Origin of the sequence: Porphyromonas cangingivalis (assembly GCF_900638305.1) — a bacterium.
Taxonomy (GTDB): domain Bacteria; phylum Bacteroidota; class Bacteroidia; order Bacteroidales; family Porphyromonadaceae; genus Porphyromonas_A; species Porphyromonas_A cangingivalis.
Genome location: NZ_LR134506.1, coordinates 1,851,047 through 1,873,461 on the forward strand (window position 1 = coordinate 1,851,047; position 22,415 = coordinate 1,873,461).

15 protein-coding genes and 1 rRNA gene are annotated in these 22,415 nt (G+C 49.3%); 9 read left to right on the plus strand and 7 right to left on the minus strand.

What is annotated here, in order from left to right; translation table 11 throughout:
• Positions 1-256: 256 nt before the first annotated feature.
• Positions 257-365 (plus strand): 5S ribosomal RNA (rrf, locus tag EL262_RS07620).
• A 199-nt stretch (positions 366-564) separates the two neighbouring features.
• On the opposite strand, the gene EL262_RS07625 is transcribed toward rrf, so the two are convergent.
• The gene (locus EL262_RS07625; protein WP_025836448.1) at positions 565-2,031 is read right to left on the minus strand and encodes an ATP-dependent DNA helicase; all 1,467 of its coding nucleotides are present in this window, start codon (positions 2,029-2,031) and stop codon (positions 565-567) included.
• Positions 2,032-2,167: 136 nt separating this feature from the next.
• On the opposite strand from EL262_RS07625, the gene EL262_RS07630 reads away from it, so the two are divergent.
• The 5 genes from EL262_RS07630 (at position 2,168) to EL262_RS07650 (ending at position 6,520) form a co-directional block, all read left to right on the plus strand.
• Entirely contained in the window at positions 2,168-2,872 is a 705-nt protein-coding gene (locus tag EL262_RS07630; protein WP_025836449.1) for a hypothetical protein, read from the plus strand.
• Between the two features lie 60 nt (positions 2,873-2,932).
• Complete coding sequence (locus EL262_RS07635) at positions 2,933-3,796, plus strand: DUF3822 family protein (RefSeq protein WP_078735435.1); 864 nt, start codon at positions 2,933-2,935, stop codon at positions 3,794-3,796.
• Positions 3,787-4,341 carry an RsmD family RNA methyltransferase gene (locus EL262_RS07640; protein ID WP_025836453.1) on the plus strand — a complete coding sequence of 185 codons (555 nt, stop codon included), beginning with the start codon at positions 3,787-3,789 and terminating at the stop codon, positions 4,339-4,341. The genes EL262_RS07635 and EL262_RS07640 overlap by 10 nt, the downstream gene beginning before the upstream one ends.
• A gap of 139 nt (positions 4,342-4,480) precedes the next feature.
• Complete coding sequence (locus EL262_RS07645) at positions 4,481-5,746, plus strand: putative DNA modification/repair radical SAM protein (RefSeq protein ID WP_078735436.1); 1,266 nt, start codon at positions 4,481-4,483, stop codon at positions 5,744-5,746.
• Positions 5,747-5,752: 6 nt separating this feature from the next.
• On the plus strand, positions 5,753-6,520 hold the full coding sequence (locus EL262_RS07650) for a TIGR03915 family putative DNA repair protein (protein WP_025836454.1): 768 nt from the start codon (positions 5,753-5,755) through the stop codon (positions 6,518-6,520).
• Positions 6,521-6,667: 147 nt separating this feature from the next.
• On the opposite strand, the gene EL262_RS07655 is transcribed toward EL262_RS07650, so the two are convergent.
• The 3 genes from EL262_RS07655 to EL262_RS07665 all read right to left on the minus strand — a co-directional run bounded on the left by EL262_RS07655 (position 6,668) and on the right by EL262_RS07665 (position 10,007).
• Positions 6,668-7,798, minus strand: coding sequence for a metallophosphoesterase (locus EL262_RS07655; RefSeq protein ID WP_025836455.1), 1,131 nt, complete (start codon positions 7,796-7,798; stop codon positions 6,668-6,670).
• A 75-nt stretch (positions 7,799-7,873) separates the two neighbouring features.
• On the minus strand, positions 7,874-9,232 hold the full coding sequence (locus EL262_RS07660; protein WP_036847131.1) for an MATE family efflux transporter: 1,359 nt from the start codon (positions 9,230-9,232) through the stop codon (positions 7,874-7,876).
• A 61-nt stretch (positions 9,233-9,293) separates the two neighbouring features.
• A complete protein-coding gene (locus EL262_RS07665; RefSeq protein WP_025836456.1) occupies positions 9,294-10,007 on the minus strand; it encodes a Crp/Fnr family transcriptional regulator in 714 nt (237 codons plus the stop codon).
• Between the two features lie 628 nt (positions 10,008-10,635).
• Between EL262_RS07665 and EL262_RS07670 the strand changes: the two genes are divergently transcribed.
• The 3 genes from EL262_RS07670 to EL262_RS07680 all read left to right on the plus strand — a co-directional run bounded on the left by EL262_RS07670 (position 10,636) and on the right by EL262_RS07680 (position 16,325).
• Positions 10,636-12,363, plus strand: coding sequence for a BACON domain-containing protein (locus tag EL262_RS07670; protein WP_025836457.1), 1,728 nt, complete (start codon positions 10,636-10,638; stop codon positions 12,361-12,363).
• A gap of 136 nt (positions 12,364-12,499) precedes the next feature.
• Positions 12,500-15,325: a S8 family serine peptidase gene (locus EL262_RS07675; protein ID WP_078735437.1), complete on the plus strand. Its 2,826-nt coding sequence runs from the start codon at positions 12,500-12,502 to the stop codon at positions 15,323-15,325.
• Between the two features lie 46 nt (positions 15,326-15,371).
• Positions 15,372-16,325, plus strand: a complete 954-nt coding sequence (locus EL262_RS07680) for a PorV/PorQ family protein (protein WP_025836458.1) — start codon at positions 15,372-15,374, stop codon at positions 16,323-16,325.
• 333 nt (positions 16,326-16,658) lie between these two features.
• On the opposite strand, the gene EL262_RS07685 is transcribed toward EL262_RS07680, so the two are convergent.
• From EL262_RS07685 to rlmH, 3 genes are all read right to left on the minus strand, one after another.
• Positions 16,659-17,891 carry a nucleoside recognition domain-containing protein gene (locus tag EL262_RS07685; protein WP_078735438.1) on the minus strand — a complete coding sequence of 411 codons (1,233 nt, stop codon included), beginning with the start codon at positions 17,889-17,891 and terminating at the stop codon, positions 16,659-16,661.
• A gap of 18 nt (positions 17,892-17,909) precedes the next feature.
• A complete protein-coding gene (purL, locus tag EL262_RS07690; RefSeq protein WP_025836460.1) occupies positions 17,910-21,602 on the minus strand; it encodes a phosphoribosylformylglycinamidine synthase in 3,693 nt (1,230 codons plus the stop codon).
• A 334-nt stretch (positions 21,603-21,936) separates the two neighbouring features.
• Complete coding sequence (rlmH, locus tag EL262_RS07695) at positions 21,937-22,413, minus strand: 23S rRNA (pseudouridine(1915)-N(3))-methyltransferase RlmH (RefSeq protein ID WP_025836462.1); 477 nt, start codon at positions 22,411-22,413, stop codon at positions 21,937-21,939.
• Positions 22,414-22,415 lie beyond the last annotated feature (2 nt).

The window sequence follows — 22,415 nt, forward strand, 5'->3', positions numbered from 1 at the left end:
AGATATTCCAAACTGTTACGAAGTCGTATACGTGTAAAGAATTCGTATGGGTTCGGTCTCATAGAACAGACATCGAACCTGCGCGAGATGAATCGAGAGAATGGGACGAACGAAGGCCGAGAGGTTTTCGGTGAGTTTCTTTGAGTAGACGATTTCTACTTCTCTATCTTGGACTTGTCAGATATGCCTTAATATATCTCTCTGATGACCGGGGGTAAAGAAACGGTCATGAATAAGAGGGAAATAACGAAATAATTAAGGTGGCTATAGCATTGGGGATCCACCTCTTCCCATCCCGAACAGAGCAGTTAAGCCCAATCACGCCGATGGTACTACGCAAGTGGGAGAGTAGGTAGCCGCCACTTTTACAGTCGAGAGAGCTTTGTAGACAGATGTCTTCGAAGCTCTCTCTTTTTTGTTGTTTAGCTCCCTGCCGATCCGATCGCCCCTTGATCACCCCCTTTCTACTCATTCGACTTTAATCGATGATAATCGACGGGATAGGACTGCAATCGATGATAATCGACTCGGGGTCTTGAGTCTCATCATATCTTTGCTGTGTGATCAGTAATCATCTGTCCATTTCCCGAAGATGAAATCGGGTGGTGAGATGAAGTATAGTCTGGAGCTGGCACGTGTCATGGCTGTGTATAACCATCGGCAGAATGAGATATCGATCATTTCGGGTGTGAGGTAACCGAAGTGGATATAGACGTCGTGCCACTGTCCGCCCTGTGCCTTGTGGCAGGTCATGGCGTAAGCATATTTGATCTGTAGGGCATTGAGATAAGGATCTTTTCTAAGAGCACCATAGAGTTGCTTTTTATTGGTGGCCCATGGGTAGTCGAGGACAACGCTGTCGAATAGACGTTGGCGTTGCTCGGGCGTGAGGGCTGCCGCACCGCTGTAGAGACTCTCGAGGATGATATTGGCGTGGATGATACCGCCTTCGGTATCGGTGAGTTCGGCTTCCCTGAAGGTGAAGCCATGAAGCTCCTTTGTCCTGCGAGAACGCTCGACATGGAGCAGTTCGCCATTGGCTATAAAGAGACTTTTCGGATGCCCTTCGGCATCTGTGGGGGTATGGAAGTAGTTGTTTCGGCAAACCATGAGTAGTTCGCCGGGAGTGATGTCATCCTCGTAACCGAGCGAACGGTAGCGTATCTGTCGGTTAAATTCTTCAGCATCTTTGTTCGAACGTGTCAGAAGGATGGTTTCCTCTTTGCCCACTTGAGCATAAGAGCTCTCGACGAGGTCGGGGAGGTCGTAACCGGAGACGATCTTGACTTCCTCGCCCGAGGGCATGGGGAGGAGTGGAGTTTCCCACTCGGACAAGCCTCCTTCCATATCGATGATACGTGCCCTGAGAATGTGGCTAAGGGTAACGATCTCGCTGGCTTCGTCCTGACGAACGATGTCTGTGAGTGTCCCTGTGAAGATCCGCCCCGTGTAGCGACTGAGATATCTCGTGTCCATCGCCGGACTGAGTGGCGTCCCGACAGGAGGGAGCTGTGCGTCGTCTCCGATAAAAAGCACCTTGGCTCCATCGACACTGAAGCAAAAGTCCATAAGGTCGTCAAGGAGACAGCCGCTCCCGAAGGGACTGATACCATCGGGGGTGTTGTTGATCATAGAGGCTTCGTCGACGATATAAAGGGTGTCGTGTCTGCCACGATTGTAGCCCATCTCGAAGTTGGATTCCCCATTTGCCCCCATTCGCTCTCGATAGATCACTCTATGTATGGTGTGTGCAGGGATGCCGCAGTAACTCTGAAGTACCTTTGCCGCTCTTCCTGTGGGAGCAAGCAGTACAAGAGGACGTCCTTCGGCAAGCATCGTGCGTGCCAAAGCTCCGATGAGGCTTGATTTTCCCGTCCCGGCATAACCCCTCAAGACAAAGATGGCGTGGTCTGCATCGTAGTCCTCATCATGCAGGAAAGAGGCCAAGGTGTCTATGACTTCCGCCTGTGTCCGAGTGGGCTCGAAGGGGAAAAAATGGCTCATCCGAGCTCTGAAATTTTCTGCACTCATGTATAAAGTGTTTATTTTCTATAACAAATAAGATGTCAGTCTCAATAAAGTTTGCTATTTTTGTTGATGCAAACTATTGTGGTGGGGTAGACCCATGTGTGACTAACGAATTACAAAATAAATAAATATAATCCTCATGAAGACAATTTACAAAATTCTTTTGCTCGTCGCTATCGTAGGTCTGGTATGGGTATCAGTCGAAAGTATCATGAATCCTATTCGTTTCAAGAAGGAAAAGGGGACTCGTGAAGCTGCCATCATCGCTAAGTTGATCGATATCCGTAAAGCTCAGATCGCTTACAAGCAGCAGTTCAACCGCCATGCCGGTTCATTTGAAGAACTTATCAACTGGCTCAACAACGGACAGGTACCTACCGTACGTAAGGAGGGTGAACTTACAGACAAACAGCTCGAAGCCGGCATGACTGAAGCTAAGGCTGTCGAAATTGTAGCTAAGGCTCGTCGTACAGGGGACTGGAAAGAGGCAGAAAAGGAAGGCCTTGTCAGCATCGTAGATGGACAACGTGTGTATTTTACCAGAGATACTACCTGGTCTGTGGCGAAAGAAGGTCTTTTCCCTGAAGGATATGATGTGAACAGCCTTGCAATCGTCCCCGGAACAAACGAGAAGTTTGCAATGGATACAGCAAGTGTAGAGACTGCTTCGGGTATCTCCATCAAGGTTTTTGAGGCTTCTGTCCCTTATGAAGTGTACCTACAAGGTCTTGACAAAAACCTTATCAAGAACTTGGAGTCTGTCGCTGAAACAATCAATCGTTACCCCGGTCTTAAGGTCGGCTCACTCAAGGAGGTCAACAACAACGCAGGTAACTGGGAGTAAAAAATCTCCTTCCGTTGCTTCGTTCATGATAAACTTATACCTAAGTCCCCTTGCACTGCTATGATACGAAAAGACATAGACAGCTCCAGATGGCTCGCGGAGGACTTAAAGTACGAAGAAACACTGGCTCTCAGCCTGGATACGTCCATCCGCATCACTGCGGATGGACTTTCTTTTTGTGGATTTCACAGAGAGAAGCCCGAAGAGAGTAAAGTGGCTTTCATCCCCTTTGAGGGAGGAGATATGGTCGAGTCATTGAAGTCTGTATTCTTCTCATATCCGACGTTATCTTTGCCTTTCAAGACGACGCGGGTCTTTGCCGATGATGGTTCGGGTTATACCCTCGTACCTACGGACCTCAAGCCTGTCGCATCGTCGAACGATTGGGTCGTCTCCAGTCTCGATACCGACGGGAAGCACGTCCTCTCCATTCCGCTCAATGATACACCTGCGACGATAGAGACGGCCGTACGCTCAGACTTGTACGAGTTTTGTCAGCGTTCGTTTGCCTTCCCACGTTTCGATCATCTTCAGCGTCCACTCATTGCCGTAGCCATGCGTTATACCCGTCGTGTGCATCCCGCAGTGGTCATGGTCATTCTTGGTAATGGCTATACGGACATCACGCTGGCAAGGAACGGGCAACTCCTTCTCGCCAATAGGTTCGATACTCCTCAGGCGATGGATGTCCTTTACTTTGTCACTGCAGTCTGGCGACAGTTCGATCTCGATCCCACAAGTGATCACCTCTGCCTCTACACGCACCCCGCAAAGGATGTCGAGGTGCCTATGGAGAAACTTGGGACATCCATCAGACATCTGAGCCTTAACACCTATCATGGCCTCATCGCCGATCCAAAGGTCGTCTCTGACCGCAAGCTCCAACTCCCTCCCGAATTTATCCTCGACAACTTATGCGAATAATACGTGGTAAGTACGGACACCGTCGTTTTGCGGTGCCAAAGACCTTCAAAGCCCGTCCTACGACAGACTTTGCGAAGGAAAACTTGTTCAACATTCTCGAAAACTCCATCGATTGGGAAGAAACCAAGGCTTTGGACCTCTTTGCCGGTACGGGCAGTATAGGCCTTGAGTTGCTTTCGAGAGGCTGCCACACCGTCGTCGGGGTTGAGATGGATCATGCTCACTGTGCATTTATACGCAAGGTCTTGGGCGAACTCAAGGACTCCAATTATCGGCTCATCAAGGGAGATGCCTTCAAGTACATCTCCAACCAAGTGGGCGAACGCTTTGACTTCATCTTCGCCGATCCTCCCTATGCCATAGACAATCTCGATACCCTGCCCGATCTCATCATGGGTGGTACCCTTCTGGCATCTCATGGTCTCTTCATCCTTGAGCATCCCGGTACTTATGATTTCAGCGAACACCCTTGTTTTGTCAAACTCAAACAGTACGGTTCGGTACACTTCTCATTCTTTGAGCATCCGTCCGAAGATACCCTTTGATACAACTCACATATAGATAATGGCTTCCGGATAGGGGTGGGAAAAGACGGCAAAAGTATTTTTCCTCTCGGTGGTATTTTATCGGAATTTGGGCTATTTTTGTATCGGTGTCATCCGAAACAAATACCCTCCTCCCCCGATGAATGAAAGTACAATAGAGAAGCTGAAAACTCTTGCCGAAGCCGCCAAATACGATGTCTCCTGCGCATCGAGTGGCTCCTCTCGTCGCAATGCCAAGGGTGGTGTCGGGACCACCTCGGGCTGGGGTATTTGTCACAGCTTCACCCCCGATGGTCGTTGTATTTCTCTCTTCAAGGTCCTTCTTACCAATCACTGTATCTACGACTGCGCTTACTGCACCAACAGGAGGAGCAACGACGTTCGTAGAGCGATGTTTACGCCCGACGAGTTGGCCGACCTCACGATTGAATTTTATCGTCGCAACTATATCGAAGGGCTCTTCCTCAGTTCGGGTGTCATACGCAATCCCGACTACACGATGGAGCAGATGCTACGCACTGTCAAACTTCTTCGAGAAGTCCACCGCTTCAACGGCTACATCCATATGAAGAGCATCCCGGGGGCGAGCCAAGAACTCGTCTCCAAGGCAGGGACCTATGTCGATCGTATGAGTGTCAATCTCGAGATCCCCTCCGAAGAAAATCTCAAACTCCTTGCGCCCGAGAAGGACTATGCCGGTGTCTTCGCTCCCATGCGTTTCATCCAACAAGGGATGTTGGAGAGCATCGAAGAGCGAAAGAAGTACCGATCCGCTCCCAAGTTTGTCCCCGCCGGTCAGAGTACCCAAGTCATCATCGGTGCCACGCCGGACAGCGACAAGCAGATCCTCACGCTTGCTTCGGCATTGTACCGACGTCCCTCGTTCAAGCGAGTCTATTATTCCGGTTACATTCCGGTCAATACCAAGGACAACCGTCTTCCCGTGCTCCCGGCTCCGCCACTTGTGAGAGAGAACCGTCTCTATCAAGCCGACTGGCTCATGAGATTTTATCACTTCGATGCCCGAGAGATCGTCGACGACCTCCATCCCGACTTGGACTTGGATGTCGATCCCAAGATGGGCTGGGCTCTCCGTCACCCCGAATACTTCCCCGTCGATCTCAACACCGCTCCCTACGAAGTTATCTTGAGAGTCCCCGGTATCGGAGTCAACTCTGCCAAACTCATCCTCGCCTCGCGGAGATTCGGTACGCTCAGTTCCTTCCAACTCAAACGCATGGGTGTCGTTATGAAGAGGGCGCAGTATTTCATAGTTTGTCGCGACCTCCCGATGAGGACGATCAACGAAGTCACGCCCGAATACGTGCGCAAGCAAGTCTCACAGAAGAAGGTGCAGGAGGTGTTGTCCAAAGCCATGCAACTTCCCCTCAATTTTGGAGAATAATCAGGGATGACACTTTTTGTCTACGACAAGACCCTTGATGGCCTGCTGTGCTGTGTCTTCTTCGCTTACGAGTACAAGATACGTCCCGATGACATCATCACGGCCACTGCTCAGCGACCGCTTCTTGTGGAGGCTTCTTATGTGATAAAGACAGATCCCCGGAAGTCCAAACGAGTGTGGGTAGGGTTGGAGAAAAAACTTTCCAAGATTGCCCAAAATATGCTCCTGCTGGTGTGGCTCTCCGAACTCCCCGAGGTGGAGATGCTTCTTTTCAGATACATCTGTAAGATCATAGACGGCCCCGAAGGCTTCGAGATGAACTTCGGAGATGCCGACATCGTGCGGGTCAAGGAGATCGCCAAGAAGGTTGCCGGAGAGTCGAGGAAACTCATCCAGTTTGTCCGATTTCAGCGGACTGCCGACGACATATACTTCGCCCCCATTTCTCCCGAGTATAATGTCCTATCGCTCATCACCCCTCATTTCGAGGCTCGCTATGCGGATCAGCAGTGGATCATCTACGACACCAAACGAAACTCCGGACTCTACTACGACAAGTCGAGTGTCCGATATATTTCTTTCTCTGAGAAAGATCTCGAGGCTCTCAAGAGCGGAAAAATAGAGGATGAAAAACTATCGGACGAAGAACTCTTCTTCCAAAAGCTCTGGAAAGAGTACTTCAAAAGTACCACCATCCGCGAACGCATCAACCTCCGACTCCAACGCCAACACATGCCTAAAAAGTACTGGCGATACCTCACGGAGGTGCAGTAAATCCCACTACAAATATATCCTTTGGGTGTATTGAAAAAAGTCGTTAAGTTTGATGACAAAGGTCGTATGACTTGTTACATCAAGTCATACGACCTTTTTTTGAGGATTATATACTCTTAGTTTGGAGCAGTAATTTTATGTCATGCTCTACTTGTCGAAGTAGAGCGTCAGCACGACGATCTCCGAGCGGGTGCCGACCCTGAATGTAGAGGCTGCCACACCATAGCCCGATGAGATACAGTAGGTCGTATTGCCCTTAGAGTATAGTCCGTATGACTGTTCGAATGCTGCTCCGACAACCCATTTGAATGGGATGAACTGCCCATCGTGGGTATGGCCGTGCAGGGCAAGGTGAATACCTTCTTCACGCTCTTCGATGACATTTTTAGGTTGGTGGTCAAGGACGATGGTCACAGCTCCGGAGGGTACGTGGCTCTTCAAGGAGGCGAGCGAAGCCCTTTCTTTGTTCATGTGGTCATCCCTGCCGATGAGGTAGACATCGGGGGCGACTGCCACCACGGAGTCTTTGAGGAATGTCCCGAGACTTCTGAACCATGCTTCCTTTTCCTCTCTGCCATAGTAGTATTCATGGTTGCCATTGACATAGTAGACTTTCGATGGATCTGCGTGTAGTCCACGCATCGTTTCTGTTATCCCGGGCAAGTGTGCATAGGATGTGTAGTAGTCAAGGATGTCTCCACCCATGAGGACGAATGTCGGATCTTCTCGTCGTACCATCTCTTGGAGATGTTGTATGTTCTTGAGGCTGATGATCTCTCCGATGTGTGTGTCAGAGACGAAGACGACCTTCAGACTGTCCGGTGTCTGTGCCGTGCGAGGGAGGTGTACCTCATGGCGGACGATCCTGGGCGAAATGGTATTGTAATGTCCCCAAAGGCATAGGAGGACGGTCACGGGGATCATCACGAGGAAGGCATGACGGTACCAACGCTTCTTGATCGGCTTGCGAGCCTCCTTCTCACGCACGAAGAAGAAGCTGAGCAGGTAGATCCCCAGAAAGACCATTCCTGTGAAGAAGAGGTAGATCATGAGCCCGACATAGTAGTTGTTGAAGACCCTGAGGATATGTTTGATCGTCTCTTCGGACAAGTGAGTTCTGACAGCGAAGAGGGTGACAAAGACGAGATACTCGACAGCGAGCAGACCTATACCTGCACGGCGCATGAGCTCGCCTTTTTTCGTCGCCTTGAAAAGTAAGAGCAACAGCAGGAGGTTGAATATCGTCTGACCTATGAGTGAGAGTAGAAATACGTGCATGGCTTATTTTGACAGTGTTCGAAAGAAAAAATGTTTGTACATATAATTTAGGTGTCACCCTCCGCCTTTCGTCCGTCAGATCTCAGGAGTCGGGGTCGTCGGGAGACGTTTCATGAAACGATAGATCAGTATTGAGGATAGGGTAGCCGCCCCCACATCGGCGATGGGGAAGCAGAGCCACACCCCTGTGAGACCGATATAATTCGGTAGGATGAGGAGGATGGGTACGAGGAAGAAGGCATGTCTCGATATGGAGAGGAAGACGGACTTCTTGGCATGACCGATGCTTTGAAAAAACTGTGTTGCCGAGACTTGAAAGCCCACACCCCACAGTGCCCACATCACCAGTCGGAGAGCATCGGCGGAGATGTCGATCATCTTGGGATCGTCGGTAAAGGCCTTGGCAATGACTTCGGGAATGAGAAGAGCCAAGGCCACGCCCACGAGTCCGATGATGAGGTTGGCGCGAGACGAACGCCAAAAGGCCTCTTTCATGCGATCGATCTGTCCGGCTCCATAGTTGAAGCCTACGATGGGTTGCATCCCCTGAGACACCCCCAGCATGAGCATCACGATGAGCATACCGTAACTGTTTTGGATACCGTAAGCTCCCATACCGTAGTCGCCACCATGGGTGTAGATGACTTTGTTGAAGATCACGGAGACGATACTGCTCGAAAATTGGACCGCAAACGGTGCCATACCTATCGATACGATGGCGATGACGTACTCTTTCTTGAGCTTGAAGTACCTCGACTTGAGTTTCACGAGGCTGTCCTGCTGCAAGAAGTGTGACATCACATAGCACATCCCCACAAACATGGCTATCACCGTAGCTGCAGCGGCACCTCTGATCCCCATATCGAAGATGAAGATGAAGACAAAGTCCAAGATCGTGTTGAGCACAGCACCGAGGATCATAGTTTTCATGGCCTTTGTGGGATAGCCCGAAGCCCTCATCACCGAGTTGTAGGCGAAGCAGAGGTTCGCAAAGATGTTCCCCGGTAGTGCTATCTCCAAGTACTCTCTTGCATAGGGAAGTGTGACATCACTTGCACCGAAGCTCCTCAACAGCGGGTCGAGGAAGATCATACAAAGCGCAATCGTCGAGACAGAGAGGAGGACAGAGAGGACGAAGGCGTTGCCGAGGAGATTTTCGGCCTTCTCGTGTTCTTTTTGCCCCAAGAGGATAGAGATGCGAGAAGCAGCCCCCACACCGATGAGTAGTCCGAAGGCCTGAAGGAAGATAAGGATAGGGAAGGTGATCGCAAGACCCGATATCGCAAGACTGTCTACCCCATGACCGATGAACATACGATCCACGATGTTGTACAGCGAATTCACCATCGTGGCGACCACAGCGGGTATGGCATACGATCTCAGCAACTTCGGTATCGGAGCGTTGGCCAGCTGATAGGTCGCACTGTTGTTGATGTCTGCGCTTGTGGTCATAGTCATTGGTGCCGGGAGCAGTGGTTAAGGGAGGATAGCGATGTCAGCCCATCTTGCTGATCTCTCTGAGTTTGTCCTCATCCATGATCTTGATCTTACGCCCATCCAGAGCGATGACCTGCTCTTCTTCAAATGAGTAAAGCGTCCTGATGGCATTGCTTGCCGTCATGTTCGATAGATCGGCCAACTCTTGACGAGAGAGATAGATGCTGATGGTCGCATTGTCGGGCTCGAGACCATATTTCGCCTTGAGCATGAGGAGTGACTCTGCCAGTCGACCTCTCGTGTGCTTCTGTGCCAAGGAGATGGTGAGTTGATCGGTCTCAAAGAGCTTTCGGGCCAACTTCTGAATGAAAAAGAGACCTACCCTTGCATTCGACAATATGATGCTTTCAAGGACGTGTATCGGCAATATACAGACCATACTACGGCAGATCGCCACAGCATTGCTCGAATTGTTTTGACCCGAAAAGTAAGCTTGTATACCGAAGAAGTCCAACGGACGGATCATCCTCAATATCTGGCTCTTTTCGCCGATGCCATCCTTGCTTATTTTTACCTGCCCCTTGGCAAGGATGTAGCAGTACTTGGGGGTCGAGTCCACCTCGAAGATCACCTCACCCTTCTGAAAGACATAAAAAGATACACCGATCAAGAGTTGCTCGCGCTCTCTTTCATCAAGGAGCGCCCACAGTTCGGGCATCAATGTCGATAGGTGAGGGCAACGTTCAGGCGCAACAGAATGTCTGTCTGTCATGTCGTTGAAACCTTTCTTTCCTATTATTTTGTATCTCCCCTCTCCGTACAAAGGGGTTATTCGCAAAGTTACAAAATTATTTTTCTTGTTGTGGATGTAAAGTATTCATTCTTAGGACACCCCCAAGGCTACTTATTGCCACATTGAGGAATGGGTGATGAAGACCCGGTTACAGCTGAGCCTTTTTTGAAAGAGGACCCTTCTGATGAGTATATGACAGGAAGATAAAGTCTCTAAAAAACGCCTTCGGAAAAACTTTTTGTTAATGTGGTCTTTGCCATCCTTATATTGCGAATGAATGTTGTTTTGGTTTGTTATATGCTTGTTTTATAATGTTTTATTGATTTTTGTTTAGTTGTGTTGGGATCGCTTATGATGGAGTGAAGACTTATTTCATCAGGTTCGTGTAGTATCTTAAAGGTCGAAAAGTTTGTTTATTAGAAAATATTTACCGTAATTTATGAGCAGAAATTAATACTTGAAGCGCTTTTAGATTACATTCTGATATACTCATCAACGTGATTTTGGTGGATATAGACTGATTTTGACAGATGTTCAATTGAATATAAAACAAGCAGAATTTTTTATTACCTAAAATGTTTTTTTACTAACTTAAAATCTCAAGATTATGAAGCTGAAAAACTTTCTTGCTGTATTCTCAGCAGTTGTTCTTGCGAGCTTGGTAAGTGTTTCTTGTCAGCCCAAAGATGACGGGCCTGAAGAACCTACACTCTCTCTGTCTACCCAAGCTTTGACTCTAAACAATCAAGCACAGACCCCTACAGAGGCTCAAGTACAAGTGACTACTAACCAACCCAAGTGGAACGTGTCTACCAATGCTACATGGCTCACCGCTACTCGTAAGGGTGAAGGTATCGTTGTCGGTGCTGAAGCTAATACGCTCGGAAAAGACCGTAAGGCTGAGGTTGTTGTCTATGCCGGTGGTCTTGTCGAAAAGATTGCAGTGACTCAGAGCGCATCAAAGATCTTCATCAATGTTTCTTCCGAAACAGTTGAAGCTCCTGCTCATGGTGGACAATTCTTCATTGCAGTAGAAACCAATGGTGGAACATGGGCAATGGAAACTGAAGAAGTAGATTGGCTCAAGGCGACTAAAGCGGGTGAGTTTGTGAAGGCTGATGTAGCCCCCAACAAGACTGATGCTGCACGCGAAGCTAAGATCTATATCAGGGTCGGTGCTGAAACAAAGGCTGTCAAGGTGGTTCAAGCTGCAAACCAGGTTAGTACTGTTTACTTCCCTATCATTGACACTGAAATGAGCATTTATCAACGTGCGAAAATGGAAGCTGCAAGAGGCTCTATCGTCATCAGATTCAGTGAACCATCTCAAGGTTTCTTCGGCCCTCAGCCAGGTATGTTGACAGTGATTCCTGAGGCAGAAGGCTTTATCAATGCCTCTTATGTCATCCCTCTCAATAATCCTATGACTTGGGAACTCATTGCTATGGTCGCAGACACATGGGAGAGAGTTGCAGAAGGAGCTTTCATCGAAACTCTTAAGAAGGAAGGCTTTGCTTACATGGAAGATATGTCTGCAGAGAAGAAGCTTGTGTACCAAAACTCAGAAAAGAGACTACGTGCTTCTATTCTCGAGGAAGCTCAAGAGGATGGTTCTATTGTGTACGGTGTCATATTTGAGCGCTACTATATCCAAGATAAAGACTATCCTACATTCAGCAAGTTCCCATATTTCCTCAAGGATTTGTTGGATAAGCCTGATAAGAAGGTGAAAGATATCGTTGCATTCATGGAAGGACGTGGCTATAAGAAAGATCAGGATGGTAAAAATAGAAGTGTGCCTGAGGAACTTTATTACCAAACTTTCGTTAAACAAGGTGAAGTCGGTAAAGAAGAACCTAAGGATGTAGTGACATACTACCACAAGACAGGTGATCAAGGTCTTGATCCAGCTCTTCTACAAAGCTTGACTCAGTTTGCTCAGATCTTTACTCAAGATAAGATCAATTACGCGATGTGGTTGCGTCCTGACGGTGCTTACGTGCCTACAAAAGAATTTATCGCTCTCAAGGATAAGGAAGGCTTTACTGCGAATGAAAAAGAACAAGATGGAAAATTCTTGTATGTGACTGCAGACGACTTCGTGCTATTCCTCAGAACTGTAAGATTCAGCGATGTGAATCCTGGAGAACCATCACTTCAGTTGGCATTGTGGTATGAAGCAGGTGCTTCAAAAGCCAAAGTTTCTCGTCTCAGCAAATACTACTTAGGTGTAGATAAGGCACAGGTAAAGGCTAAACTTGAGGCAAAAATGGCCACTGTATCAAAAACTCAAGCGAATAATATTCAAAATCGTTTTTCTTTTAAGGATCTTTGATTCTGTAAATCATTTATATACGCAAAAGTATAAATGAGATAGTTTAGATATCCCCACCGGGAGTGTAGCAGAGTACACTGTATCCTCTTCGGTGGGGATATCTCTATCTACTTTTCACTAAAGGACTAAAAACATCATGAAAAAATTATATTTGCTGAGCGTTCTCTCCGGACTATTGGCGATAGGTGGTTGCCAAAACGAAAGAGAACTTCACCTCTTGGATAACGGCGAACAAAACGGCCAACCACACCTATTATCTACATCTTCGTTGAAGAAGTATGATGTCCCTCCGGGAGCGGCTGTCCCCGGAGAAGTTATCATCAAGATAACTGATGAGGTCGAACAGAGTCTGATCCAGGCACAATTTGGAGAAGTACAACTAAACAGTGTGCCTTCTCCTATGGGCGCAGCCCTTCAAAGCATCAGAGCCAAAAGTGTGACAAGGTTGTTCCCTCCTGCAGGTGAGTTTGAGGAAAGAACCAGAAAAGAAGGTCTTCACCTATGGTTCACAGTGTATTTTGACAAAGAGGTAGAGGTTTCCGGAGCTATGCAGGCTCTCGATAACGTAGAAGGCGTGGAGATTGTAGAGTTCAATCCGGTAGTTGTTCTTGCTTCTGCCAATCAGCCTCGTAGATTTACAGACTTGTTAGGTGCTACGGAAGACTATCTTAAACGAGACTCAAAAATGCCGTTCAATGACCCTCTTTTGAAGGAACAGTGGCACTACAACAATGTAGGTGCCGGTGTCCCATCTGGAGTTATGGGCTCTGACATCAATCTTTTCAAGGCTTGGGAAATCTCTACGGGTAAGCCCAATGTTATTGTCTGCGTCGTGGACGGAGGGGTGGACGTAGATCATCCTGATCTTGCAGATAATATGTGGGTAAATCAAGCCGAGCTGAATGGAGCTCCCGGTGTGGATGATGACAAGAATGGCTTCATCGATGACATCAATGGATACTGTTTTGTTACCAATCAAGGAGATCTGCGTCCGGACGAAGATGCTCATGGTACACACGTTGCAGGTACCATCGCTGCAAAAAATAACAATGGTGTCGGAGTAGCCGGAGTAGCCGGAGGTAACGGAGATCCTAATACCGGTGTCCGCATCATGTCAGCTGCAATCTTCCGCGAGGGTGCACAAGGTGGCAATGGTGCGGCTGCAATCAAGTATGGTGCCGACAATGGAGCTATCATCTCTCAAAACTCTTGGGGATATCCTTATCGTTCAGGGGTATTTGCGACTCCGGCGTCTTTAAAGGTTGCGATCGACTATTTCGTAAAATATGCCGGTACTGACGGGAAGGGTAATCAAAGACCGGACTCCCCAATGAAGGGTGGGGTCGTCCTTTTTGCTGCCGGTAATGACGGATTGGAATTTACAAGCCAACCTTCAGCCTATGAAGGTTGTATAGCCGTTTCTGCAATCGGTACCAACTTTAAGAGAGCGACTTACTCCAATTATGGTGACTGGGTAGATATCTCAGCTCCTGGTGGCGATCAGATGCTATATGGTACAAGAGCGGGTGTCCTAAGTACTACTGATAAAAATGCTAGCAATGTAAGTGACTGGTACACATATTATCAAGGTACATCCATGGCATGTCCTCATGCTTCAGGTGTTGCTGCTCTTATAGCATCTCACTTTGGTGGCCCCGGATATACCAATGAAGACTTAAAGATTCGTTTGTTCGCATCCGTTCTACCGGTTGACATCGACAAGGAAAATCCTTCAGCTGCAGGTCGTTTGGGGGCAGGTTACGTTGATGCTTATGCCGCTTTGACGCTTGAAAACAGACAAAAAGCTCCCGAATCTCCAAAATTCAACGACAAGAAAATCAAGGAAAGTGTCGATTTTCAAGAAATCACACTCTACTGGAATGTCCCCAAGGATGAAGATGATGGCACACCTGCCAAGTATGCTCTTTATATGTCTGCCAAGCCTCTTGATGCGAACAACTACAAAAAAGAAGGTGCTCTCTTGACCAATCCTCTTCTTGGAGGTAGAGGGCTCTCTCTCAATGATGAGATGTCTTTCTCTGTAAAGAAATTGACTCCGGATAAGGAGTATCACTTTGCGCTTGTCGCCATAGACCGTTGGATGATAGCTTCTACGCCTTCATTCATTTCTGTAAAGACAAAGAAGAATAATCCTCCTGTGATCACTAACCTGCCACAAAGTCCTCTTGTCCTTCTCAATATCCTGGGAAAAGCTGAATACTTCCTTAATGTATCAGAAATAGATGGGCACAAGTGGAAATATAAGTTGGAGGATAAGAGTAACTCTATCGCAGTGACACAGACCGGCGAAGGTTTGAAAATCACTATCCGTCCACTCTCTCCTGCAGGAGAATATTCGTTCAAGATTACTCTCACAGACGAACTTGGAGGCTCTTCTGAATACTCTATTCCTTTCAGAATCATCACTGTGGCTGAGCCTGAGTTTGTCAAAGCGTTCCCAACCCCAACAATAGGGACCAAAGAAACCGCTCTTTCTCTCAACCTTGCAGAGTATGTCGCTCCTCAAGAGTACCTGACATTTACGTACAAAGCCTCTTCTTCCAATGGCTCTGTTGCTTCGGCAGATGTTGACGAAACAGGTAAGGTTACGATCAAGGGTTACAAGCCCGGACGTGCAACGATATCCGTAGAGGTAAGCAACGGACACATGTCGTCTACAGCTTCTTTCATTGTCACTGTGGTCGAAGATCCTACTCTTGATGTTTACTCCGTATGGCCTCTTCCGATGCAAAAAGAGCTGAATGTTTGGCTCAATCCGTCTCACAAAAAGGCTCGCATCGTCTTGCAGAGTCCTACAGGCGCAGTCGTTTTTGATAAGGAAGTACCTGCTGATCATACCGGTCTTGCAAAGATCAACACAAAAAAGATCGCTCCGGGCACATATATCCTGAGAGTCAATGTAGGTAACAAGCCTTTCGAAAGAACTGTACAAAAGAGATAATCGTAGATCGTAAATATTCTCAACTGTATCAATAATCATAAAAGATATGAAGATAAAATATATCATAGGAGCGATCTCTTTCGCAGCGATGGGATTTCTCTCTGCACCCAAGGCGATGGCTCAAAGTCTTCCTGTATTAGAGACACCTGTTGATGCTCGTGCTGCAGCGATGGGTGGAGTGTCATTGACTCATACAGACAGAAGTTATCTCTATGTAAACCCCGCTTCCATCTTCCAGACAGATAAGAAGCTGACGGTCTCTGCCAGCGGACTTTTGTTCCCCAAGATGAATATGGTCGAAGGGCGACTGTTGAATGGGATGGCCACTGCAGGATGGAAGTTCCACAACCGCCATGTCGTATATGCAGGTTTCCGCTACCAGGGTGGGCTCACCCTTCCATCCGTCAAGGATCAGTTCGGTACACCGGGTAAGAAGGTTTCTCCGTTTGACTGGACGGCTGACTTGGGATATGCTTTCCGTTTCAACGATCAGTTGTCTGCGTTTGCATCCGGATCCTTTGTCCAGAGTTACACAGGCAGGACTGCCATGACAGGTACATTCAGCCTTGGAGCCAACTACTTTATGAGCTTCAATAATAGTGCTGCAAAGTACTTGAATATCGCAGCTCGTGTGTCAGATCTTGGAGCTCCTATCTCCTTCTCTTCGAAGGATGCTTTTGCTCTTCCTTCGAGAGTTGAACTCACAGGAGACCTTGGCTCTGCATTCTCTGAAAATCGTGAGCTTAATCTCACCCTTGGTGGAAGATACTCATTCTTGGCATCCAAGCCTCTATATCAGGCCAATATCGGTGCGGAATATGTTATCTTTAAGATGGTCAGCCTTCGCGCAGGGTATCAGTATGGCAGTCAGTCCACCAGCGCATGGACCGGTGGTATAGGTGTGAAGTTCTACAACTTTAAGCTCGACTTTGCAGCCATCAAAGGCTTGGGAGAGTTTGACACCAAAAGGATGATGGTATCCCTATCCTTCGACTATTGATCTCTCGATACCGAATAATAAAGAGGGTGTGGCAAAACGAAGATTTTGTCACACCCTCTTTGTTTGGTTGTCTCAATGGGCAAAAAACTCTGATGACAGAAATGAAAGTGATGTGCCTAAAGACCTCAAATCTGAGTCTTCTAAGTCGAACGATAACCTATGTGTCACGGGTAGTGTCCGAATTATAATCAAGTGAAGAGAGTTTTGGATAGAGATAAAAAACTCAGCTTTCTCATCGGAGACAAGGGTTGTGTCGCTTCAGTGTCCGGACACATCCTTATCCGATATGCTCAGCGTATATACTCCGGCGGTAGATACCCCCTCAAATTCGTTTTACCCAAAGAATATGTAGCAAAGGAATATCCCTGTGACAATGCCGATGAGATCGGCAATGAGTGAGATCCCGAGGGTGTAGCGAGTGCGCTTGATGGCGATGCTACCGAAGTAGAGAGCAATGATGTAGAATGTGGTGTCACTGGCGCCTTGGACAAGGCAGACAAGGCGTCCTACGAAACTGTCGGCACCATGGGTCTGCATCGCATCGATCATCAAACCTCTTGCTCCTCCTCCACTGAGAGGTTTCATGAGCATGGTGGGCAGAGCATCGACCCAAGACGTGTCGAAGCCCAAGGCTCCCACTCCGGAGGAGACCCCTGACATGACGGCATCCATAGCCCCGGATGCTCTGAAGACGCCTATGGCAACAAGGATGGCGACGAGGTAAGGGATGATCGTGACAGCAGTCTTGAATCCATCTTTCGCCCCATCGATGAAGTCCTCATATACGTTGCGCCGGGCAATCATCCCTGAGAGTATGAATAGGCAGATGAAGCCGAAGAGGATGATGTGTGAGGTGAGGGTAGAGTAGTGGGTAAGGGCCTCTTTGGGGACATTATTGAAGGCATAGAAGAGCAGACCTATGAGACCTGCAAAGATGAGTGCCGGGATGACGAAAGCCTTCCGTAGGAGGTTGATCCGCTGACGGAGTGCCACCATGAGGATTGCGGACAAGGTACTTGCTCCTGTGGCAAGGAGTATGGGCAGAAAGATGTCGGAGGGGGATGCGCTTCCCATCTGTATGCGATACATGATGATCGTGATAGGGATGATCGTGAGGCCGGAGGCGTTGATGCAGATGAACATGATCATGGCATTCGATGCACGCTCCTTGTCTTCGTTGAGCTTCTGCAACTGTTGCATTACCTCCAGCCCCAGAGGGGTGGCTGCGTTGTCGAGTCCGAGGAGGTTGGCCGAGAAGTTCATGAGCATCGTCCCATTGACGGGATGTCCCGCAGGTATATCAGGGAAGAGTACCTTGAAGAATGGCGCAGTGGCTCTCGACATACGCGGGACCATACCACTGCGTTCGCCGACTTTAAGCAAACCCTGCCACAGAGTGAGCACACCGGTGAGCCCGAGAGAGATCTCAAAGCCTGTCTTCGCCGAAGCGAATATATTCTCCACGATCGCTCCCCATACAGCAGAATCGCCCGTCACCACGGTCTGAAAGACCGCAGCGACAAGGGCGATTAAGAAGAACGATATCCAGATGTAGTTGAGCAACATCCTTGTATCTTTTAGGTCTTATTTCTTATGAGTCTTGCACCAGTCAAACGCATTGACAAAGGCCTCAAACCATGGGGTCACATCCATGCCTTCATGCTCGGGGTAGTGTCCGCACTGCCATGGGAAGATACACCTCTCGGGGTGTGGCATCATGGCAATGTGGCGACCGCACGTGCTGGTGAGGGCTGCGATACCTTCGGGCGAACCGTTGGGGTTGGCGGGATAAGCATCGTAGACGTACTTTGCGACGACATTGTACTTGTCGGTGCTGTATGGGAGGTCAAACTTCCCTTCGCCGTGAGCGATCCATACGCCAATCTTCTGTCCGCTTAGACTGCCGAACATAACACTATCGTTGGCAGGTATCTCGAGGGAGACGAAGCCTGACTCAAATCGTCCCGAATCGTTGTGCACCATACGGTGTTTCTTCTCGTGATCGGGATAGAGGAGCCCGAGTTCTCCGAGGAGCTGACAGCCATTGCAGATACCGAGGGAGAGGGTGTCCTCTCTCTTGTAGAACGCATCGAGAGCTGCCTTTGCCTTTTCGTTGTAGAGGAAGCCTGCCGCCCAGCCCTTGGCAGAACCGAGGACGTCAGAGTTGGAGAAGCCACCGCAGAAGACGAGCATCTGCACTTCGGACAGATCCTCACGACCCGTCATGAGGTCGGTCATGTGGACATCTTTGACATCGAAGCCGGCAAGGTGAAGCGAATAAGCCATCTCACGCTCACCATTGGTCCCCTTGTCTCTCACGATGGCGGCAGTGATGCCCGAACGCTCCTTGCGGTCTCGGGTCTTGCCATAGCTTTCGAGCGTGCCCTTGAAGTTGGCACCGAACTGATATTGCAGGGGTTGGTGGAAGTAGTTCTTCGCACGTTCGGTAGCCTGAGCAGGATTGGTCTGATAGGGCTCCATTCGTTTCGAAGCCTCGTACCACACATCCCTGAGTGCATCGATATCGAGAGTGATGTCGTTGCCCTTAGCGGAGATCTTGAGGCGACGGTCGGGCGAAAGGGTGGCGATCTGTGGGCAACCCACACCGGCTTCTTCGAGACGAGCCATAACCGCCTTGGGGTCTGTCACCTGAAGGACGACACCTGGATTCTCCGCAAAGAGAAGGGTGCGCAGGTCAATATCAGTCGCAGGAAGAGTGACGTCGAGACCACCTTTGGTATTCGCAAAGGTCATCTCAAGAAGAGTAGTGATGAGACCACCTGCGGAGATGTCGTGGATCGCCAAGACCTTACCATCGAAGATGAGACCTTGCACGGCAAGGTAAGCATCAGCGAAGTATTCGGAGTCCATGATATCGGGCGTATCGCCACCGACATAGCCCAAAGTCTGATAGAATGCCGAGCCACCCAAAGATGCTTTACAGAATGACATATCTATGTGGATGAGGGCACTCCCCTTCACATCCTTGATGACAGGGCCGACGATCTTACGCACATCGGCAGTCTCTGCGGCAGCGGAGACGATGAGTGTACCGGGGGCAAGTACTCTGTCTCCCGAGGGGTACTTCTGCGTCATGGAGAGAGAGTCCTTACCCGTCGGGATGTTGATGCCAAGCTCGATGGCAAAGTCTGAGCAAGCCTCTACCGCTTCATAAAGACGCGCGTCCTCACCGGCATTGCGACAAGGCCACATCCAGTTGGCCGATAGTGAGATCGCCTCCATACCACCTTGGATCGGAGCTCCGATGAGGTTCGTGAGGGCTTCGGCGATCGCCATACGTGAGCCTGCGGCAGGATTGGCAAGTGCAACGACAGGAGCGTGCCCCACAGAGGTCGCTATACCGCTATTGCCTCTGAAGTCGAGCGACATCGCACCGAGGTCGGAGAGAGGGAGCTGAAGCTCACCCTGACACTGCTGGCGAGCCACACGGCCGGTGACGGAGCGGTCCACCTTGTTTGTGAGCCAATCCTTACAAGCCACAGCTTCAAGACGTAGCACGGTCTCTACCTGCTTACCGAAGTCCTCGCCACAGAGTTTAGACTCGGGAGTAGCGAAAGTCGCTTCGACGGTCTTGTCCGTCATGATCGTCTTGGGCGCACTGCCAAACATATGTTGTAGAGAGAGGTCGATGGGTTTCTCTCCATTATCTTTTTCAAACACGAGAGCCATATCATCGGTGGTCTCTCCGACAACGTAAAACGGAGCACGCTCACGCTCAGCGATCTTGCGCATGCGCTCGATGTCTTTCTCTTTGACAAGGAGTCCCATACGTTCCTGGCTCTCATTTCCGATGATTTCTTTTGCCGAAAGGGTAGGGTCGCCCACCGGAAGGCGATCCATGTCGATGTGTCCACCGGTGGCTTCGATAAGTTCCGAGAGGCAGTTGAGATGCCCCCCTGCACCGTGGTCGTGGATGGAGATGATGGGGTTGTCATCACTTTCTGCAAGCGAACGCACCACATTGGCCACACGCTTCTGCATTTCGGGGTTGGAGCGTTGGATGGCGTTGAGCTCCACAGCCTCTTTCATCTCGCCCGTATTCACCGAAGACACGGCACCACCGCCCATCCCGATACGGTAGTTGTCACCGCCCATGACGATGACCTTCTCTCCCGGTTCGGGATTGCCCTTGATGGCATCGCGCTTGTTCGCAAAGCCCACACCTCCGGCGAGCATGATCACCTTGTCATAACCCCAGGTCTGGTCGTTCTCCTGATGCTCGAAGGTCAAGACCGAACCGCAGATGAGTGGTTGGCCGAACTTGTTCCCGAAGTCCGAAGCTCCGTTCGAAGCCTTCGTAAGTATCTGTTGAGGTGTCTGATAGAGCCAAGGACGAGCCGAGATCTTTTGTTCCCACTTACGATCCTTGTCTTCATCCCTCGTATACGACGTCATATAGACAGCCGTCCCCGCGAGAGGGATGCTGGCTTTACCGCCTGCGAGACGGTCTCTGATCTCACCGCCCGACCCTGTGGCTGCACCGTTGAAAGGCTCGACGGTTGTCGGGAAGTTGTGCGTCTCTGCCTTGAGCGACACCACTGTATCTATTTCCTTCGTGCCAAAGTACGACGAAGTGTCCCCTGCCGAGGGTGCAAACTGTTCGATGCGTGGCCCTTGGTTGAAGGCAACATTGTCCTTATATGCAGATACGAGTCGGTTGGGATTGGCTGCCGAAGTGTCTTTGATCATCTTGAAGAGCGAACGCTCCTTCTCTTCGCCATCGATGACGAACGTACCGCCGAAGATCTTGTGGCGACAGTGTTCCGAATTGACCTGAGAGAAGCCGAAGAGTTCGCTGTCCGTGAGCGGACGACCGAGCTCACGAGAGACGCCCTTGAGGTACTCTATTTCTTCGTCGCTGAGGGCCAAGCCCTGCTCTTCGTTGTAGGTCTGTATGTCCTCCACCTTGAGGATCGCAGCAGGCTCGAAGTCTTGAGCAAATATTCCTTCATGGATGCCCTCATAGGCACGAAGAAGCATGGGGTCATAAGCCGTATCAGGCTTTGTCGCAACGAAAAACTCGATGCGCTCGATCCCCGGCAAACCCATGGTCTGGGTGATCTCCACAGCAGTGGTGCTCCAAGGTGTGATCATCTCCGCACGAGGGCCGATATAGTTGTGGGTCAAGTCCGATGCCGATACCTCGACTGCTCCGTCAAAGAGCCATGTCAAAGCCTTGATATTTGCATCCGAAAAGGTCGAAGTATGCTGTATCGCATAGACCGTACCATCATTGTGTCGAAAGAAAGATAGCATATCTCTGATTTTAGGGTATGATAGTGGTGTATTACTAACTAATACACAAATTTAGCTATTTACGCTCACATACGGAGTAAGCCACTCATCTTTCGGGAGATAAAAAATATCAACGAGTTCAGACACAAATCCATACACACTCCTTCGAGGTCGATCATCTCGTCAGGGGACGGAAAGTTTTTTGTCCCGGGACAGAATGCTTTCTGCTCTTTGACAGAATGTATCCGGTGAGCCTAAAATTTGCCATCCTTGAAAGCCATGCTTCGATTTGAATGGTGTTCTCCTTTGTGTGAAAAGATGATGTAGGATATTTTAGTTCTTCGTATGTGGAGGGTCAGTCGTGGTGGTATGGGTGACCGTGGATGATGGTGAAGGCTCTGTAGATTTGTTCGATGAGGAAGAGACGTACCATCTGATGTGAGAAGGTCATCTTGCTGAGCGAAAGGCGTTCCCGACAGCGTGCATAGACCTCTTCCGAGAAGCCGTAAGGCCCTCCGATGACGAGACAAAGGCGACGAGGAACGACCTGCATCTTGTGTTCGACCCATTCGGCGTAGGCTCTGGAAGTGAGCTCTTTCCCCTTTTCGTCCAAGAGTATGGCCTCGTCGAGGTTGCCGATGGCTTCGAGGATCATATCGCCTTCACGCTTTTTTTGTTCGTCGGGAGAGAGGGACTTGCGTGCCTTGACATCGGGTAGTTCAATGACCTCGATGGGGATGAATCTGTTGATTCGTTTGAGATAATCTGCACAGAGCGTGGCTATCTCCTTGGCATCGGTCTTGCCGACAAATATAAGTCTTATGCCTTGCATGG